This window comes from Kitasatospora sp. NPDC094015 (assembly GCF_040304075.1).
In the GTDB taxonomy this organism is placed as follows: Bacteria; Actinomycetota; Actinomycetes; order Streptomycetales; family Streptomycetaceae; genus Kitasatospora.
Genome location: NZ_JBEOUL010000007.1, coordinates 33,386 through 51,239, shown reverse-complemented (window position 1 = coordinate 51,239; position 17,854 = coordinate 33,386). Strand labels below are relative to the sequence as shown.

Genomic DNA, 17,854 nt, shown 5'->3' with positions numbered 1-17,854 from the left:
ATGCCAATCCGATCACGGCGAACCGCCAAATCCCCGCAGGCGCAACGGAATCCCGCACGGCGCGGAATGCGCGCGCCGTGCGGGATCCACCCCGCCGGGTCACTCCCCGGCGGGCTCCGTGCCGTCCTCGCCCGTGGCCGCCCCGGCGGCGCCGTCGGACGGGCCGTCGGCGGCCTCCGGTGCGGCCTCCGGTGCGGCGTCGTCCGCGGCCGTCTCGTCGCCGCTCAGCAGCCGGGCCAGCTGCCCGCCCAGGACCCGCTTGAACTTGCGCTGCTGGGGGCGCTGGCGGTCCAGCACCGCCACCTCCAGCTGCTCCGGGGTGAGCACCCGCGGGCTGCCGCCGTTGGGGTCGCGGGCGAGCGCGTCCACGGCCACCCGCAGCGCCTCCACCAGGCTCATCCCGGCCCGGTGGCGCTGCCCCAGGTAGTTGCCGATGGAGTCGGCGTTGCCGCCGACCACCACGGAGTTCTTCTCGTCGACCACCGAGCCGTCCGGGGTCAGCCGGTAGATCTGGTCGTCGTCGTCGGTGCGGCCGACCTCGGCCACGATCAGCTCCACCTCGTACGGCTTCTCGCCGACCGAGGAGAAGATGGTGCCGAGCGTCTGGGCGTACACGTTGGCCAGCCCGCGCGCGGTCACGTCGGCCCGGTCGTAGGAGTACCCGCGCAGGTCGGCGTAGCGCACGCCGCCGATCCGCAGGTTCTCGAACTCGTTGTACCGGCCGACCGCGGCGAACGCGATCTTGTCGTAGATCTCCGACACCTTGTGCAGCGCACGGGAGGTGTTCTCGGCGACGAACAGGATGCCGTCGGTGTAGGTGAGCACGACCACGCTGCGCCCGCGGGCGATGCCCTTGCGGGCGTACTCCGCGCGGTCCGCCATGGCCTGCTGAGGCGAGACGTAGAACGGTGTGGACACCGGTGGACCGTCCCTTCCGGGTGAGGAGTGCGCGGACTAGAGGAGCGGGGCCTGCGGGCCGTTGGGGTGCTCGCGGCGGCCGGCGGTGATGGAGACCGCGATCGCGCCCACCTCCTCGTCGGACAGCCGGCGGAAGCCGTCCTCGGTGATCACCGAGACGATCGGGTAGATCCCGCGGGCGACGTCCGGGCCACCGGTGGCCGAGTCGTCGTCGGCGGCGTCGTAGAGCGCCTGCACCGCCAGCGTGGCGGCCTGATCGCCGGTCAGGCCGGCCCGGTACAGCTTCTTCATCGCGCCGCGGGCGAAGACCGAGCCCGAACCGGTCGCGGCGAAGCCGCGCTCCTCGGAGCGGCCGCCGGTGACGTCGTAGGTGAAGATCCGGCCTCGGCCGAGGTCGAGGTCGTAGCCGGCGAAGACCGGCACCACCGCGAGGCCCTGCATGGCCATCGGCAGGTTGGACCGGATCATCGTGGTGAGCCGGTTGGCCTTGCCCTCCAGCGAGAGGACGGCGCCCTCGATCTTCTCGTAGTGCTCCAGCTCCAGCTGGAACAGCCGGACCATCTCGACCGCGAGGCCGGCGGTGCCGGCGATGCCGACCGCACTGTACTCGTCGGCCGGGAAGACCTTCTCGATGTCGCGCTGGGCGATCACGTTGCCCATGGTGGCCCGGCGGTCACCGGCGATCACCACGCCGCCGTCGAACACCGCCGAGACGATGGTGGTGCCGTGCGGCGCCTCGATCGTCAGACCCTCGGGGAGGGTGCGGTGGCCGGGCAGCATGGACGGCGAGTGCTGGGCCAGGAAGTCCATGAACGACGAGGACCCCGGGGTCAGGAAGGCAGCCGGTAGACGCCCGGTGCCACCAGTGTTGGCTTCCACACGTTTCCTTCCAGTGGACGATCATTGCAGCTGATGCCCCGGACCTTACCCGCTTCGCGGCCGTGATCCACATGTCCGGACCGGTGTGCTTGCGGGCCCCTCGCGGGCTGGGCCGGGGCGGCGTGGCGCCGGGCCGGGGCGGCCCGGACAGCACGCAGCGCCGCAGACGCGATTGGCGCCTGCAGCGCTGCCCGCCCCGAATTGACTACGGTTTTCCAGGACCCGGGGGAAACTACTCTCCGCCCTTTTGCACGAATCCGCGGACGAAGTCCTCCGCGTTCGACTCCAGGACCTCGTCGATTTCGTCCAGGACGGCGTCCACGTCGTCACTGAGCTTTTCCTGGCGCTCCTTGAGGTCTTCGGAGCCCTGCGCCTCCGCGGCCTGCTCCTCGACCTCCTCGGAGGAGCGGTTCGCCCGCTGCTGGCCGCCGTCGTTGTCCTTAGCCATTTCCCTCACCCCGCTCGCTCGATCGGTCCGGCACGGCTCGGTCTGCTTGAGTCAGACCCTATCCACAGGGTGCGGATCTCGCCCCCACTTACGTTCAACGCCCGGCTCTCCCCCGGATGATTCCCATCCGGGCGCCGTTCACCCGTGGTGATCGAAAAGTTACCCGCCGGCCAGCACCCGGAGCAGGTCCTCCGCCGTGCGGCAGCGGTCCAGCAGCTCCTTGACGTGGTTCCGGGTGCCGCGCAGCGGCTCCATGGTCGGCACCCGCTGGAGCGAGTCCCGGCCGGGCAGGTCGAAGATCACCGAGTCCCAGGAGGCCGCCGCGACGTGCTCGGCGTACTGCTCCAGACAGCGGCCCCGGAAGTACGCCCGGGTGTCCTCCGGCGGCTTGAGGACGGCCCGGCGGACCTCCTCCTCGGTCACCAGCCGGTCGAACCGGCCGCGCGCCTCCAGCCGGTTGTAGAGGCCCTTGTCGGGCCGCACGTCGCTGTACTGCAGGTCGACCAGGTGCAGCCGCGGGGCCTCCCAGCCGAGCGAGTCGCGCTGGCGGTAGCCCTCCAGCAGCTCCTTCTTGGCGATCCAGTCGAGCTGCCGGGACAGGCTCATCGGATCGCGCTCCAGCCGCCCGAGCACGTCCTCCCAGCGCGCCAGCACGTCCAGCGTCTGGTCGTCCGCGTCCTGGCCGAACCGGTCCTCGACGTACTTGCGGGCCAGCTCGCAGTACTCCATCTGGAGCTGGACCGCGGTCAGCTTGCGGCCGCTGCGCAGCGTGATCAGGTACTCCAGACCGGGGTCGTGGGAGACCCGGTGCAGGGTGCGGACCGGCTGGTCGACGGCGAGGTCGACGGCGATGAAGCCGTCCTCGATCATCGAGAGCACCAGCGCGGTGGTGCCCAGCTTGAGGTAGGTGGAGATCTCCGACAGGTTGGCGTCGCCGATGATCACGTGCAGCCGGCGGTACTTCTCGGCGTCGGCGTGCGGCTCGTCCCGGGTGTTGATGATCGGGCGCTTGAGGGTGGTCTCCAGGCCGACCTCGACCTCGAAGTAGTCCGCCCGCTGGCTGATCTGGAACCCGTTGGCGGAGCCGTCCTGCCCGAGCCCGACCCGGCCGGCGCCGGTGACCACCTGGCGGGAGACGAAGAACGGGGTCAGGTGCCGGACGATGTCGGCGAACGGTGTCGCCCGCTGCATCAGGTAGTTCTCGTGGGTGCCGTAGGAGGCGCCCTTGTTGTCGGTGTTGTTCTTGTAGAGGTGGATCGGCTGCCCGTTCGGCAGCTCCAGGGCGCGGGCCGCCGCCTCGGCCATGATCCGCTCACCGGCCTTGTCCCACAGCACGGCGTCGCGCGGGTTGGTGACCTCGGGCGAGCTGTACTCGGGGTGGGCGTGGTCCACGTAGAACCGGGCACCGTTGGTCAGGATGACGTTCGCGAGGCCGATGTCCTCGTCGGTGAGCTGGCTGGCGTCCGCCACCTCCCGCGCGAGGTCGAAGCCCCGGGCGTCGCGCAGCGGATTCTCCTCCTCGAAGTCCCAGCGGGCCCGGCGGGCCCGGTGCATCGCCGCCGCGTAGGCGTTGACGATCTGGGACGAGGTGAGCATGGCGTTGGCGTTCGGGTGGCCGGGCACGGAGATTCCGTACTCGGTCTCGATCCCCATCACGCGCCGTACGGTCATGCGGCCCTCCTTGCCCGGTACCCCGCCCCGCCGGGCCGGGTACTGACGTACCGCTGTGTTCACCTGTGTTCACCGCCGCCGGCCCGTGACCGGCGACAGGTCGAGCTTGGACCGGCCCCCTGCGGCCGGCCCCCGAGACACGCCGTCCGGCCGCGGGGCCCGCAGGCGCCGCAGCCGGACGGAGGGTGACCGCCGCTTAGAGGTACTGCCCCGTGTTGGCGACAGTGTCGATGGAGCGGCCGGACTCGGCGCCCTGCTTGCCGGTGACCAGCGTGCGGATGAAGACGATCCGCTCGCCCTTCTTGCCGGAGATCCTGGCCCAGTCGTCCGGGTTGGTGGTGTTGGGCAGGTCCTCGTTCTCCTTGAACTCGTCGACGCAGGCGGCGAGCAGGTGGGAGACGCGCAGACCCCGCTGGCCGTGGTCGAGGAAGTCCTTGATCGCCATCTTCTTGGCCCGGTCCACGATGTTCTGGATCATGGCGCCGGAGTTGAAGTCCTTGAAGTACAGGACCTCCTTGTCACCGTTGGCGTAGGTGACCTCCAGGAAGCGGTTGTCCTCGGTCTCCGAGTACATCCGCTCGACCACGGACTGGATCATCGCGGCCACCGTGGCCGGCAGCGAGCCGTCGTGCTCCTTGACGTCGTCCGGGTGGAAGGGCAGCGACTCCTTGAGGTACTTGGAGAAGATGTCCTTCGCCGCCTCGGCGTCCGGCCGCTCGATCTTGATCTTGACGTCCAGGCGGCCGGGCCGCAGGATCGCCGGGTCGATCATGTCCTCGCGGTTGGAGGCGCCGATGACGATGACGTTCTCCAGGCCCTCCACGCCGTCGATCTCGGCGAGCAGCTGCGGGACGATGGTGTTCTCCACGTCCGAGCTGACGCCCGACCCACGGGTGCGGAAGAGCGACTCCATCTCGTCGAAGAAGACGATGACGGGCGTGCCCTCGCTGGCCTTCTCCCGGGCCCGCTGGAAGACCAGGCGGATCTGCCGCTCGGTCTCGCCGACGTACTTGTTGAGCAGCTCCGGGCCCTTGATGTTGAGGAAGTAGCTCTTGCCCTGCGGCCGGCCGGTCACCTCGGCGACCTTCTTGGCCAGCGAGTTGGCCACCGCCTTGGCGATCAGCGTCTTCCCGCAGCCGGGCGGGCCGTAGAGCAGCACTCCCTTGGGCGGGCGCAGCTCGTACTCCTTGAACAGCTCGGCGTGCAGGTACGGCAGCTCGACCGCGTCGCGGATCTGCTCGATCTGGTTGCCCAGGCCGCCGATCTGCCGGTAGTCGATGTCCGGGACCTCCTCGAGGACCAGCTCCTCGACCTCGGACTTCGGCACCACCTCGTACACGTAGCCGGAGCGGGGCTCCAGCAGCAGCGCCTCGCCCGGGCGGAGCTTGATCCCGCGCAGCGGCTCGGCGAGCCGGACCACCCGCTCCTCGTCGGTGTGGCCGGTGACCAGGGCCCGCTCGCCGTCCTCGAGGACCTCCTTGAGGGTGACGATGTCGCCGATGCTCTCGAAGGCCATCGCCTCGACGACGTTGAGCGCCTCGTTGAGCATCACCTCCTGACCGCGGCGCAGCGCGTCCAGGTCGACGCTGGGGCTGATGTTCACCCGGAGCTTGCGCCCGCCGGTGAAGATGTCGACGGTGTCGTCCTCGTTCCGTTCGAGGAAGACGCCGAAGCCCGCCGGGGGCTGGGCGAGCCGGTCCACCTCCTCCTTGAGGGCCACGATCTGGTCGCGGGCCTCTCGGAGGGTGGAGGCGAGCCGTTCGTTCTGGGCGGAGACCCCGGCCAGGTTGGTCTGGAGCTCGACGATGCGCTCCTCGAGCACTCTTGAGTTGCGCGGCGATTCGGCCAGCTTGCGGCGCAGCACGGCGATTTCCTGCTCAAGGTACGAGACCTGTGCGGCCTCGTCTGAACCACGAGCAGGCCGGCCGGCGCTGCGGTTGTAGTCGTCATCGTGGGCGGCCACGGTCCTCACCTCCTCCTGGGGGAGCTGGACGCTTCCAGACCCTACCTGGGACCAGGGGTCCGTAAACCCCTAGATCAAGAAAGATGGAGTGGGCGTGTCCGATCTTCGCCCTGCGTGCTTCCCCTCTGGTAGAGGAGATGCCCACCGGCCGACGATTCGAAGCGGACCAGATGTATCGTCGATCGGGTCAATACCTGATCGTGACCGTGGAAAGCGGTGCGATCGTTGTACGAATGGCGGGATTGCCTACGAAATCGGGGCAACCCGGAGCAGAAACGGCAGGGGACATGTCGGCGACCGGTGACGAGCTCGAAGTGTGGATCGACCAGGACCTGTGCACGGGTGACGGCATCTGCGTGCAATACGCGCCCGAGGTCTTCGAGCTGGACATCGACGGCCTCGCCTACGTGAAGGGGCCGGACGACGAGCTGCGCCAGCAGCCCGGCGAGAGCGCGCCGGTGCCGCTGACGCTGCTTCAGGACGTGGTGGACTCCGCCAAGGAGTGCCCCGGCGACTGCATCCACGTGCGCCGGGTGACCGACCGCATCGAGGTGTACGGGCCGGACGCGCCGTAACGGCGCCGCACGGCGGCTGCCCCGGCGCGCGGGCTCAGACCTGCGCCGCCGAGGGGGTGGTCTCGCTACGGGTCCAGCGGCCGTCCTTGCGGACCCAGTTCAGGTCCTTGGCGACGTCCGGGCAGCAGCGCGGCACCTCGTCGTCCGAGTAGCCCTGGACGTGCGCGGTGACGTAGCCGCCGGCCGGGGCGAGCCGGGTGACGGTGAGGTTCTCGTCCGGGCTCAGCAGGGTCTCCAGCACCACCGGGCGGCCGTCCTGACCGGCCGGGCCGAGCAGCCAGATGCCGTCGGGCGGGGTGCCGTTGTCGGCGGCGCAGTGTGCGGCCACCACGGTGACCGGGCGGTGGTCGCCCAGGTCGGCCGGGAAGCCGGCGCCCAGGGCGACCGGGAACGGGCCGCAGTCCAGCGGGAGTTCGGCCCTGGCCGGATCGGGTGCGGCGGCGGCCGGGGTCGTAGCGGCCGGGCCGGTGACCGGCCGGGCGGTGACGGTCCCGGTGGCGGGGGTGGCGGCGAGTGCACCGCCGACCACGGCGAGGCAGCCGGCGGCCACCAGGGCCCAGTGCCGCAGTCCGGGGCGGGCGTGGGCGGGTATGCCCCCCGCACCGCTCGTCGTCATCGCCTGCGCCGTCTCGACCGCTGCTTCCACCAGGCAGTCCCCTCCACCGGTACGGTGCCCCTGAGCGGCACGGTGGGTGCTGTGAGCGAGCATCGTCCCACACCCGGACGGCGGTGTCCGCACCGGGTCGAGCGGCAGGTCGGCGCAGGTGCGGGTGGGGGCGGGCGGACAGCAGTGAGGGGTGGCACCCCGGGTCTCCCCGGGACGCCACCCCTCACGGATGCGCGGTGCGCGGGTCAGTCGAGCTCGCGCGCGTCGGCCGCGGCGGCCTGGCGGGTGGCGCGCCGGACGGCGGCCCGCTCGGCCAGCGTGAGCTCCGGCTCGCCGTTGTCGTAGTCCTCGCCGTACGCGCCCTTGGCGGGGCGGCGGCGGCGCAGCGGCGGCTCGACGCCGTCGGCCAGCCGGCGGGCGGTGAGCAGGAAGCCGGTGTGGCCGATCATCCGGTGGTCCGGGCGGACCGCGAGGCCCTCCAGGTGCCAGGTGCGGACCATGGTCTCCCAGGCCTGCGGCTCGGTGAAGGTGCCGTGCTCGCGCAGCGCCTCGACGGTCCGCGACATCTGCGTGGTGGTGGCCACGTAGCAGCAGATCAGGCCGCCGGGGACGAGCGCCTTGGAGGCGACGTCCAGGCACTCCCAGGGGGCGAGCATGTCCAGGATGACGCGGTCGACGTCGGTCTCGACCAGGTTGTCCTGGAGGTCGCCGACGGTGAGCTTCCACGCCGGGTGCGGCCCGCCGAAGTAGCGCTCGACGTTCCCCTTGGCGATCTCGGCGAAGTCCTCGCGGCGCTCGTAGGAGGCGAGCAGGCCGGTGTCGCCGACGGCGCGCAGCAGGTAGCTGCTCAGCGCTCCGGAGCCGACGCCGGCCTCGACCACGCGGGCGCCCGCGAAGATGTCGGCCATGGCGAGGATCTGGCCCGCGTCCTTGGGGTAGATCACCGCCGCGCCGCGGGGCATGGACAGGACGTAGTCGGGGAGCAGGGGTCGCAGCGCCAGATAGGGCACGTTGCCCGTGGTACGCACAACAGTGCCCTCGGGGGCACCGATCAGCTCGTCGTGGGGGAACGCACCCTTGTGGGTGTGGAACTGGTTCCCGGCCTGGAGAGTGAACGTGTAGTGACGGCCCTTGGGGTCGGTCAGCTGAACCTGGTCCCCGACCTGGAAGGGCCCGCGTCGGCGGGTGGCACCGGTCGGTTCGGACATGCGGACAATCTTAGGGGAAGCCGGACGCCCGTCCGACCAGTGCTGCCCCCGCCCCCGCCCGGCCCCGCCGCGGTCACCGACCGGCGAGCGCCGCGGTGAGGCGGCGTTCCAGGTCGGCGAGGGTGAGCACGCCGTAGGGCGAGCCGTCGGGGCGCACCACCAGGTACTCGGTGGCGGGGGTGCGGCGCAGCGCGGCGAGCAGCTGCTCGCCGGTGAGGTCCAGCGGGATCCGCAGGCCGGGCTCCAGGTCGCGGGCCAGCGAGCCGACCGACATCCACGGGCGGCGGTGCTCCGGGACGGCGCTCACCGCGTGCTCCTTGACCAGCCCGACCGGTGCGCCGGCGCCGTCCACCACCAGGATCGCCCCGGCCTCGGCCTCCCGGGCCCGGCGCATCGCCTCGCCGAGCGGGGTGTCCGCGGTGACGTGGACGGCCCGCCGGGTGAAGTCGCGGACCTCCAGCAGCGGCAGAGCCTCCTTGAGCCGGGCGTTGCGGACGCTGTTGGTGGCGCCGACCCAGATGATCACGGCGAGCACGGCGGCCAGCACCCCGTCGATCAGGGTGTCCACCGTGGAGCGGTCCGGGCCGGCCTGGGCGGCGCTGAACAGCGGCAGGCCGATCAGCACCGCCATGGCCAGGATCCGGCCGGCCCAGGCGGCCGCCACGGTGCCGGTCATCGGTCGGCCGGTGATCCCCCACACCACGGCGCGCAGCATCCGGCCGCCGTCCAGCGGCAGGCCGGGCAGCAGGTTGAAGGCGGCGACGACCAGGTTGGACACCATCAGGCCGGCCAGCAGGACGCCGGGCACGGTGCCGGTGTCCACCGCCCGCACGGCCAGGTAGAAGACCCCGCCGAGGACCAGCGAGAGCAGCGGGCCGACGAAGGCCAGCCAGAACTCCCGGCCGGGGCTCTGCGCCTCCTTCTCGATCTCCGACACGCCGCCGAAGAACTGCAGCCGGATCCGGCGCACGCCCAGCCGGTAGCGCAGCGCCACCACGGTGTGGGCCAGCTCGTGCACCAGCACCGAGGCGTAGAACGCGACGGCGAAGGAGAGCGCCACCAGGTACCGGGTGAAGCCGAGCTCGGGGAGCACCTCGGAGAGCCGGTCGCCGAAGATCCAGGTGATCAGGGCCGCGATCACGAACCAGGACGGCGTGACGTAGACCGGCACCCCGAACGGGCGGCCCATCAGGATCCCGCCGCGCGGCTCGTCGCCGTCGGGCCCGTCCGGGTCGCCGGCCGGTGGCCCCGCGGAGGTCTGCTGCCCCCTGGTGTCGCTCACGCTGCCCCTTCGCTCTTCGTCCGGTGGTCGGTCGGTGCGTGCCCGTGGTGGCGTCCGCGGTCGGTGCGCCCACGCTACGTGATCGCGCGCGCGATTCGGCGCGCGCCCCTCGCATGGGTCTATACCCCGTACAACGCCGCGTGCGCCCCCGTTGGTGCCGTCGGGTCCTCGGCGTTTCCCGGGTCGCGGGCCGCCGTCCGGTGCCCTGACAGCGAGATGTGAGCGGCGGGCAATAGGGTCTGGGTATGCAGCAGACCGACCGCGACCCCGCCGCGACCGCGCAGCCGAGGCCGGCCACCGCCCCCACCGGCCTGTCCCCCTCCCGGGCCGGCGACTTCATGACCTGCCCGCTGCTCTACCGGCTGCGGGTGATCGACAAGCTCCCCGAGCCGCCGAGCCCGGCGGCCACCCGGGGCACGCTGGTGCACGCCGTGCTGGAGCGACTGTTCGACAGCCCGGCCGAGGAACGCACCCCGCAGCGCGCCGTGGACCTGCTGCGCCCGCAGTGGGAGCGGCTGCTCGGCGAGCGGCCGCAGCTGGCCGAGCTGTTCGACCTGCCGGGCCAGGACGAGGACGCCGCCGCCACCGCGCTGGCCCGCTGGCTGGCGGACGCCGAGAAGCTGGTCGGCCAGTGGTTCCGGCTGGAGGACCCCACCCGGCTGCACCCGGTGGAGCGGGAGCTCTACGTGGAGACCGCGCTGGAGTCCGGCCTGCTGCTGCGCGGGTACATCGACCGGGTGGACGTCGCCCCGAGCGGCGAGGTCCGGCTGGTGGACTACAAGACCGGCCGGGCGCCCTCGCGGGACTTCGAGGGCAAGGCGATGTTCCAGATGAAGTTCTACGCCCTGGTGGTCTGGCGCTGGAAGGGCGTCGTGCCCAAGCGCCTGCAGCTGGTCTACCTGGGCGGCGGGGGCGACGTGGTCACCTACGACCCGGACGAGGCCGACCTGATCGCGGTGGAGCGCAAGCTGGAGGCGCTCTGGGCGACCATCTCGCGGGCGGTCGCCACCGGGGAGTTCCCGGCCACCCGCAACCGGCTGTGCGACTGGTGCGACCACCAGGCCAGCTGTCCCGAGTTCGGCGGCACCCCGCCGCCGTACCCGCTGCCGATCCACGTCACGCTGCCCGAGCAGGGCTGAGTCCGATCCCGACGGGGGACCAAGAGATGAGCAAGAGGAGTCACAGGTGACGATCCGAGTGCTGCTGGTCGACGACCAGCCGCTGCTGCGCACCGGCTTCCGGATGATCCTGGAGGCCGAGTCCGACCTGGTGGTGGTCGGCGAGGCCGGGGACGGCCAGCAGGCACTGGACCAGGTCCGGGCACTCCAGCCGGACGTGGTGCTGATGGACATCCGGATGCCCCGGATGGACGGCGTGGAGGCGACCCGGCGGATCGCCGGCCCCGGGCGGGACGGCCCGGCGAAGGTGCTCGTGCTGACCACCTTCGACCTGGACGAGTACGTGGTGGAGGCGCTGCGCGCGGGGGCCAGCGGCTTCCTGCTGAAGGACGTGCCGGCGGAGGAGCTGGTCCAGGCGATCCGGGTGGTGGCGGACGGCGCGGCGATGCTGGCCCCGTCGGTGACGCGCCGGCTGCTGGACATGTACGCCACCCGGCTGCCGTCCGGCGAGGAGCTGCCGCCGCAGGCGCTCACCATGCTGACGGAGCGTGAGGTGGAGGTGCTCCGGCTGGTGGCCCGCGGGCTGTCGAACGCCGAGATCGCCGCCGAACTGTTCGTCAGCGAGACCACCGTGAAGACCCACGTCGGGCACGTGCTGACCAAGCTCCAGCTGCGCGACCGGGTGCAGGCCGCGGTGTACGCCTACGAGAGCGGCCTGGTGCGCCCCGGCGCGCTCTGACGCCGCGGCGGGCCCGCCGCCCGCACGACCGAGGCCCGGTCCCCCTGCGCAGGGGGACCGGGCCTCGGTGGTGACGGGATGGGGTCAGCCCTTCTTGACCCGGCCGATCTCCCAGAACCGGACCACGCCGGTGGTGTCCATGGTGCCCTCGATGCCGGTGATGTCGTTGCGCGAGGCGAAGAAGGACTTGTTCTGGTACATCGGCAGCAGCGGCACGGCGTCCGCGATCAGCTTCTGGATCTGGTTGTAGCTGCCGCCGGCCGTGCGGTCGGTGGACTTGATGCTGTCCGGGACCAGGCTCTGGCTGATCTTCGGGTCGTCCCAGCCGTTGTGGAAGGCGCCGCCGTCCACCACGAGCGGGGAGATGAAGTCGTCCGGGTCGGCGTAGTCCGGGGTCCAGCCGACCGTGTAGGCCTGGTACTTGCCGGCGTCCCAGCCCGCCTTGAAGGCGTTCCAGTCGGGCTCCTGCTCGACCGTGATCTGGAACAGGCCGCTGGCCTCCAGCTGCTTCTTGACCAGGTTGAGCTCGTCCGCCCCGGCCCGGGCCCGCGACCAGGTCAGGGTGATCTTGATCGGGGTGGTGATCTTGGCGTTGGTCAGGATCTTCTTGGCCTTGTTGACGTCCGCCTCGCCGTACTTGTCGAAGAAGGCGGTGTTGTGGGCCGTGATGCCGGTCGGGACCACCGAGTAGAGCGGCTGGACGGTGCTCGCGTACACGTCGCGGGCGAGCGCCTTGCGGTCCAGCAGCTGCGCGATGGCCTGGCGGACCGCGACGTTGCCGCCGATCGGGTCCTTGGTGTTGAAGACCAGGAAGCGGGTCTCGGCGCCGTCGCCCTCGGCCACCTTGAGGTTGCCCTTGCCGGCCAGCTCGTCGTTCTTGATCTGGGCGGCGGCGGACGGCTCCAGGCTGTTGTCGGCCACGTCGACGTCGCCCTTGTCGAGCGCGGTCTTCAGCTCGTCCGCCTTGGCGAAGAAGCGCAGCGCGAACTTGTCGCTCTGCAGCTTGGCGTCACCCTTGTAGTTGGAGTTGGCCGAGAGCGAGACCTTGCCGATCGAGTGGCTCTCGGCGTCCGCCTCCTCGACCGAGTCCATCTTGTACGGGCCGGAGCCGACCAGCTTGGAGTTCTCCAGCAGCTTGTCGGCCGGGAACACCTGGTGGTCGACGATCGAGCCGGCCGCGGAGGCCAGCTTGGCCGGGAGCACCGCGTCCGGGGCGTTCAGGTGGAAGGTGACCTCGGCGTCGCCGCTCGCCTCGACCGAGGCGATGGTGGACAGCAGCGAGGACGGGCCGTTCTTGTCGTCGATCTTCTGCATCCGCTGGACCGAGAAGACCACGTCGGCGGCGGTCAGCGCGTGGCCGTTGGAGAACTTCAGGCCGCTGCGCAGGGTGCAGTGGTAGGTCTTGGCGTCCGACCCGGTGAACTCGCAGGACTGCGCGGCATCGGGCTGCGGCACGGTCGCGCCGGCCGGGAACTTCAGCAGCGACTGGAAGGTGTTGTTCAGGACCATCCAGGAGCCGGCGTCGTAGGCGCCCGCCGGGTCCAGGACGCTGGTCACGTTGGTGGTGCCCATGGTGATCGCGCCGCTGGAGTCACCGCCGGTGACGACCTTCGTCGCGGAGGCGCAGCCGGCGGCCGTGGTGGCCACCAGGGCCGCGCAGCTGAGGACGGCCATGCGGCGGTTGGCGGAAGTCATTCGGTTGGGTTCCTTCTGCATGCGGCCGGCTGCGGTGGGCGCCGGGGGCCTCGCCCACCTGCCGGAGTGGGGCAGGCTTCGAAGGGCCGTACGACCGCGGCCGCACCCCCGGCGGGATTACCCGGCGGCGGAGCTGACGCGGCATGAGGGTCAGGGCACTGAGTCGGATGTAGCGTGCCACATCGAACATGTACGAATCGTGCCCGTTCGCCCACCCTGACGGACCGTCGATCGACCACCCCGATGACTTGTCAGCCAATGCCCGATTTGCCCGTGGTCATGAGCACGCACCGTTGCCATCGGTGCGCGGTACGGAAACGGCGAATCGCCCGAAAGAGAGCAATCTCACACCCGGGCGGCGACCACCGCGTGCAGCAGCTCCAGATCCACCTGCTCCAGCGAGGCCAGCACGGTCCGGCCGGGGGCGGGCTCGATCGCCGCCACCGAGGGCACCGCGATCACCGGGCAGCCGGCCGCCTCCGCCGCCCGCACGCCGGTCGGCGCGTCCTCGACCACCACGCAGCGGCCGGGCTCCGCGCCGAGCCGGGCCACCGCGGCCAGGTACGGGTCCGGGTGCGGCTTGGTGCGCACCACCTCGTCCCCGGCCACCGAGAAGGCGAAGTGGTGGGCGCCCAGGCTGCGCAGCACGATGTCGATGATGTGCCGGTGCGAGGCGGACACCAGGGCCGCCGGGATGCCGTGCGCGGCCAGCGTGTTGAGCAGCCGTTCGGCGCCGGGCATCAGCGGGACGCCACCGGCCAGCAGGTCGACGAAGCGCTGGTTGATCAGCACCGTCAGCTCCTCCGGGGTGAGCCTCACGCCGGTGCGGCCCAGCAGATAGTCGATCACCCGGCTCATCGGGCCGCCCACCACCTGGGCCCGGTCCGCCTCGTCCAGCTGGTGGCCGAGCTCCGCGAAGAGCGAGGACTCGGCCTGCCACCAGAAGTCCTCGGTGTCGACCAGGGTGCCGTCCATGTCGAGCAGCACCGCCTGCAGGCCCGCGCCGTCGCCGGTGGTCCGGGCAGAGGTGGAAACGGTCGTCATGCGGGTGGTCCCTTCCGAGTGCCGACCATCCCGGGGGATGGCACAGGCCGGCCCGCTGGTGAGCGGACCGGCCCGTTCAGGATCATCAAGCTTACGCCCGGTGTCCGGTTTTGCCGCGAACGGAGCGCAAGGCGCGGATTACCGGGCGTTGAAGTACTTGGCCTCGGGGTGGTGGATGACGATGGCGTCGGTGGACTGCTCCGGGTGGAGCTGGAACTCCTCGGAGAGCACCACGCCGATCCGCTCGGGCTTCAGCAGCTCGGCGATCTTCGCCCGGTCCTCCAGCTCCGGGCAGGCCCCGTAGCCCAGCGAGAACCGCGCACCGCGGTACTTCAGCGCGAACATGTCCCGGACGTCCTGCGGGTCCTCGTCGCCGAAGCCCAGCTCGAACCGGACCCGGGCGTGCCAGAACTCCGCCAGCGCCTCCGCGAGCTGCACCGACAGGCCGTGCAGCTCCAGGTAGTCGCGGTAGGCGTTGTTGGCGAACAGCTCGTTCGCCGCCTCCGAGACCCGGTTGCCCATGGTCACCACCTGCAGCCCGAGCACGTCCCGCTCGCCCGACTCCTCCGGGCGGAAGAAGTCCGCCAGGCACAGCCGGCGGCCGCGCCGCTGGCGCGGGAAGGTGAACCGGGTGTGCTCGGAGCCGTCCTCGTTGAAGACGATCAGGTCGTCGCCCTTGGCGTTCGCCGGGTAGTACCCGTAGATCACCGCCGGCTCCAGCCAGCCCTCGGTCTGCAGCCGGTCCAGCCACATCCGCAACCGCGGCCGCCCCTCGGTCTCCACCAGCTCCTCGTACGACGGGCCCTCGCCCGTGCGGGCGGCCTTCAGGCCCCACTGGCCCTTGAACAGCGCGTCCTCGTCGAGCCAGGAAGCGTAGTCCGCGAACGGGATGCCCTTGACGATCCGGTCGCCCCAGAACGGCGGCGCCGGCACCCGGTTGTCCACCGCCACGTCCGAGCGGATCTGCCCGAGGTTCGGCTCCTCGACCGGCTCCTCGACCTCCACCCGGGCGTGCCGGCGCTGGCGCAGCTCGGGCAGCGCCGCCCCCGGGACCCCGCGCTTGACCGCGATCAGCGCGTCCATCAGCCGCAGACCCTCGAAGGCGTCCCGGGCGTAGCGGACCTCGCCCTCGTAGATCTCGTGCAGGTCCTGCTCGACGTAGGCGCGGGTCAGCGCGGCGCCGCCGAGGATCACCGGGTAGTCGGCCGCCAGGTTGCGCTGGTTCAGCTCCTGGAGGTTCTCTTTCATGATCACGGTGGACTTGACCAGCAGCCCGGACATCCCGATCACGTCCGCCTTGTGCTCCACCGCGGCGTCCAGGATCGCCGAAACCGGCTGCTTGATACCGAGGTTGACGACCGTGTAGCCGTTGTTCGACAGGATGATGTCGACCAGGTTCTTACCGATGTCGTGCACGTCGCCCTTGACGGTGGCCAGCACGATGGTGCCCTTGCCCTCGTCGTCGGACTTCTCCATGTGCGGCTCCAGGTGCGCCACCGCGGTCTTCATCACCTCGGCCGACTGGAGCACGAACGGCAGCTGCATCTGCCCCGAGCCGAACAGCTCGCCGACCACCTTCATCCCGGCCAGCAGCGTGCTGTTGACGATCTCCAGCGCCGGGCGCTCCAGCAGCGCCTCGTCGAGGTCCGCCTCCAGCCCGGCCCGCTCGCCGTCGATGATGCGCCGCTGCAGCCGCTCCTCCAGCGGCAGCGCCGCCAGCTCCTGCGCCTTCGACTCGGCGCTGGAGGCCACCGAGACGCCCTCGAACAGCTGGAGCAGCTTCTGCAGCGGGTCGTAGTCGGCGGTGCGCCGGTCGTAGACCAGGTCGAGCGCCACCTCCCGCTGCTCCTCGGGGATCCGGGCCATCGGCAGGATCTTCGAGGCGTGCACGATCGCCGAGTCCAGGCCGGCCTCCACGCACTCGTTCAGGAACACCGAGTTGATGACCATGCGGGCGGCCGGGCTCAGGCCGAAGGAGATGTTCGACAGGCCCAGCGTGGTCTGCACGTCCGGGTGACGCCGCTTCAGCTCGCGGATCGCCTCGATCGTCTCGATGCCGTCGCGCCGCGACTCCTCCTGGCCGGTGCCCAGGGTGAAGGCCAGGCAGTCCACCAGGATCGAGCTCTCCTCGATCCCGTACTCCGAGGTGAGCTGGGCGATCAGCCGCTCCGCGATCGCGACCTTGGTCTCGGCGGTGCGGGCCTGGCCCTCCTCGTCGATGGTCAGCGCGATCAGGCCGGCGCCGTGCTCGCGGGCCAGCGAGGCCACCTTCCCGAACCGGGTGTCGGGCCCGTCGCCGTCCTCGTAGTTCACCGAGTTCAGCAGCGCGCGGCCGCCGAGCGCCTCCAGGCCGGCCCGCAGCACGTCCGGCTCGGTGGAGTCCAGCACGATCGGCAGCGTCGAGGCGGTCGCCAGCCGGGCGGCGATCTCCTTCATGTCCGCCACGCCGTCCCGGCCGACGTAGTCCACGCACAGGTCCAGCAGGTGGGACCCGTCCCGGATCTGCTCCCGGGCGATCTCCACGCAGGCCTGCCAGTCGCCCGCCAGCATCGACTCGCGGAACTTCTTCGAACCGTTGGCGTTGGTCCGCTCCCCGATCGCCAGGTACGAGGTGTCCTGGCGGAACGGCACCGACTGGTAGAGCGAGGCCGCCGACGGGTCCGGCTGCGGGTCGCGCGTGGCGACCTCCCGACCGCGCACCCGCTCCACCACCGCGCGCAGGTGCTCCGGGGTGGTGCCGCAGCACCCGCCGACCAGCGAGAGGCCGTAGTCCCGGGTGAACACGTCGTGCGCGTCCGCCAGCTCCGCCGGTGACAGCGGGTAGTGCGCACCGTCCTTGCCCAGCACCGGCAGGCCCGCGTTCGGCATGCAGGACAGCCCCACCCGGGCGTTCTTCGCCAGGTAGCGCAGGTGCTCGCTCATCTCGGCCGGGCCGGTCGCGCAGTTCAGGCCGATGTAGTCCACGCCGAGCGGCTCCAGCGCCGTCAGCGCCGCGCCGATCTCCGAGCCGAGCAGCATCGTGCCGGTGGTCTCCACCGTCACCTGCACCAGCACCGGCAGGTCCAGCCCCGCCTCGGCGAGCGCCCGCTTGCTGCCCAGGACCGCCGCCTTGGTCTGCAGCAGGTCCTGGCTGGTCTCCACCAGCAGCGCGTCCGCGCCGCCCGCGATCAGGCCGGCGGCGTTGCGCTGGAAGCCGTCCCGCAGCAGCTCGTACGGGGCGTGGCCGAGCGTCGGCAGCTTGGTGCCGGGCCCGATCGACCCGAGCACCCAGCGCTCCCGGCCGTCCTGGGCCGCGAAGGCGTCGGCCGCCTCGCGGGCGATCCGGGCACCGGCCTGCGACAGCTCGAACACCCGCTCCGGGATGTCGTACTCCCCCAGGGCCGCGTGGTTCGCCCCGAAGGTGTTGGTCTCCACGCAGTCCACGCCCACCGCGAAGTAGGCGTCGTGCACCGAACGCACGATGTCCGGGCGGGTCACGTTCAGGACCTCGTTGCAGCCCTCGAGCTGCTGGAAGTCCTCCATCGTCGGGTCCTGCGCCTGCAGCATCGTGCCCATCGCACCGTCCGCCACCACCACCCGGGTGGCGAGGGCTTCGCGCAGGGCGTTCGCACGACCCTGCTGGACGGAGGTTTCCTGGGCGGACGACGGGACGGCTGTGGCCATGTGGCTGCTCCTGAGTGCGACGGCTGTCGGCTATGCGGCCCTCC

At 71.2% G+C, this 17,854-nt stretch carries 14 protein-coding genes and 1 pseudogene; 3 read left to right on the top strand and 12 right to left on the bottom strand.

Going from position 1 to position 17,854, the window contains the following annotated elements; translation table 11 throughout:
- Positions 1–99: 99 nt before the first annotated feature.
- The 6 genes and pseudogenes from prcA to arc all read right to left on the bottom strand — a co-directional run bounded on the left by prcA (position 100) and on the right by arc (position 5,879).
- Positions 100–918 carry a proteasome subunit alpha gene (gene prcA, locus ABT014_RS11265; protein WP_350638438.1) on the bottom strand — a complete coding sequence of 273 codons (819 nt, stop codon included), beginning with the start codon at positions 916–918 and terminating at the stop codon, positions 100–102.
- Between the two features lie 36 nt (positions 919–954).
- Positions 955–1,797, bottom strand: coding sequence for a proteasome subunit beta (gene prcB, locus ABT014_RS11260; RefSeq protein ID WP_350638437.1), 843 nt, complete (start codon positions 1,795–1,797; stop codon positions 955–957).
- Positions 1,749–1,871 (bottom strand): annotated as a pseudogene (locus ABT014_RS11255) (endonuclease VII domain-containing protein); the annotation flags it as partial. The gene prcB and the pseudogene ABT014_RS11255, both read right to left, overlap by 49 nt.
- Before the next feature lie 158 nt (positions 1,872–2,029).
- Positions 2,030–2,245 (bottom strand): ubiquitin-like protein Pup, encoded by a 216-nt coding sequence (locus tag ABT014_RS11250; RefSeq protein WP_350638436.1) that lies wholly within the window; start codon positions 2,243–2,245, stop codon positions 2,030–2,032.
- Between the two features lie 159 nt (positions 2,246–2,404).
- On the bottom strand, positions 2,405–3,916 hold the full coding sequence (gene dop, locus ABT014_RS11245; protein WP_350638435.1) for a depupylase/deamidase Dop: 1,512 nt from the start codon (positions 3,914–3,916) through the stop codon (positions 2,405–2,407).
- A 196-nt stretch (positions 3,917–4,112) separates the two neighbouring features.
- Positions 4,113–5,879 carry a proteasome ATPase gene (gene arc, locus ABT014_RS11240; RefSeq protein ID WP_350638434.1) on the bottom strand — a complete coding sequence of 589 codons (1,767 nt, stop codon included), beginning with the start codon at positions 5,877–5,879 and terminating at the stop codon, positions 4,113–4,115.
- A gap of 287 nt (positions 5,880–6,166) precedes the next feature.
- Here arc and ABT014_RS11235 point away from each other — a divergent pair, with 287 nt between their 5' ends.
- Entirely contained in the window at positions 6,167–6,454 is a 288-nt protein-coding gene (locus ABT014_RS11235; RefSeq protein WP_350638433.1) for a ferredoxin, read from the top strand.
- A 34-nt stretch (positions 6,455–6,488) separates the two neighbouring features.
- Here ABT014_RS11235 and ABT014_RS11230 read toward each other — a convergent pair whose 3' ends face one another.
- From ABT014_RS11230 to ABT014_RS11220, 3 genes are all read right to left on the bottom strand, one after another.
- Entirely contained in the window at positions 6,489–7,100 is a 612-nt protein-coding gene (locus ABT014_RS11230) for a hypothetical protein (protein WP_350638432.1), read from the bottom strand.
- A 206-nt stretch (positions 7,101–7,306) separates the two neighbouring features.
- The gene (locus ABT014_RS11225) at positions 7,307–8,269 is read right to left on the bottom strand and encodes a tRNA (adenine-N1)-methyltransferase (protein WP_350638431.1); all 963 of its coding nucleotides are present in this window, start codon (positions 8,267–8,269) and stop codon (positions 7,307–7,309) included.
- A gap of 73 nt (positions 8,270–8,342) precedes the next feature.
- A complete protein-coding gene (locus ABT014_RS11220) occupies positions 8,343–9,551 on the bottom strand; it encodes a site-2 protease family protein (protein ID WP_350638430.1) in 1,209 nt (402 codons plus the stop codon).
- 245 nt (positions 9,552–9,796) lie between these two features.
- Between ABT014_RS11220 and ABT014_RS11215 the strand changes: the two genes are divergently transcribed.
- Together ABT014_RS11215 and ABT014_RS11210 are read left to right on the top strand one after the other, a co-directional pair.
- A complete protein-coding gene (locus tag ABT014_RS11215; protein ID WP_350638429.1) occupies positions 9,797–10,690 on the top strand; it encodes a RecB family exonuclease in 894 nt (297 codons plus the stop codon).
- Between the two features lie 46 nt (positions 10,691–10,736).
- Positions 10,737–11,408: a response regulator gene (locus tag ABT014_RS11210; RefSeq protein ID WP_350638428.1), complete on the top strand. Its 672-nt coding sequence runs from the start codon at positions 10,737–10,739 to the stop codon at positions 11,406–11,408.
- A gap of 84 nt (positions 11,409–11,492) precedes the next feature.
- Here the strand turns inward: ABT014_RS11210 and ABT014_RS11205 are convergent, their stop codons facing one another.
- The 3 genes from ABT014_RS11205 to metH all read right to left on the bottom strand — a co-directional run bounded on the left by ABT014_RS11205 (position 11,493) and on the right by metH (position 17,810).
- Positions 11,493–13,103, bottom strand: coding sequence for an ABC transporter substrate-binding protein (locus ABT014_RS11205; protein WP_350638427.1), 1,611 nt, complete (start codon positions 13,101–13,103; stop codon positions 11,493–11,495).
- Between the two features lie 345 nt (positions 13,104–13,448).
- Positions 13,449–14,147, bottom strand: a complete 699-nt coding sequence (locus ABT014_RS11200) for an HAD family hydrolase (protein WP_350638426.1) — start codon at positions 14,145–14,147, stop codon at positions 13,449–13,451.
- A 138-nt stretch (positions 14,148–14,285) separates the two neighbouring features.
- Entirely contained in the window at positions 14,286–17,810 is a 3,525-nt protein-coding gene (metH, locus tag ABT014_RS11195; protein WP_350638425.1) for a methionine synthase, read from the bottom strand.
- Positions 17,811–17,854: the final 44 nt, after the last annotated feature.

Bases quoted from the DNA above. Each gene is read 5' to 3' on its own strand.
- ABT014_RS11250 (WP_350638436.1), bottom strand. From the start codon at position 2,245: ATGGCTAAGGACAACGACGGCGGCCAGCAGCGGGCGAACCGCTCCTCC.
- ABT014_RS11200 (WP_350638426.1), bottom strand. From the start codon at position 14,147: ATGACGACCGTTTCCACCTCTGCCCGGACCACCGGCGACGGCGCGGGC.
- dop (WP_350638435.1), bottom strand. From the start codon at position 3,916: ATGACCGTACGGCGCGTGATGGGGATCGAGACCGAGTACGGAATCTCC.
- ABT014_RS11225 (WP_350638431.1), bottom strand. From the start codon at position 8,269: ATGTCCGAACCGACCGGTGCCACCCGCCGACGCGGGCCCTTCCAGGTC.
- ABT014_RS11205 (WP_350638427.1), bottom strand. From the start codon at position 13,103: ATGACTTCCGCCAACCGCCGCATGGCCGTCCTCAGCTGCGCGGCCCTG.
- metH (WP_350638425.1), bottom strand. From the start codon at position 17,810: ATGGCCACAGCCGTCCCGTCGTCCGCCCAGGAAACCTCCGTCCAGCAG.
- ABT014_RS11215 (WP_350638429.1), top strand. From the start codon at position 9,797: ATGCAGCAGACCGACCGCGACCCCGCCGCGACCGCGCAGCCGAGGCCG.
- ABT014_RS11235 (WP_350638433.1), top strand. From the start codon at position 6,167: ATGTCGGCGACCGGTGACGAGCTCGAAGTGTGGATCGACCAGGACCTG.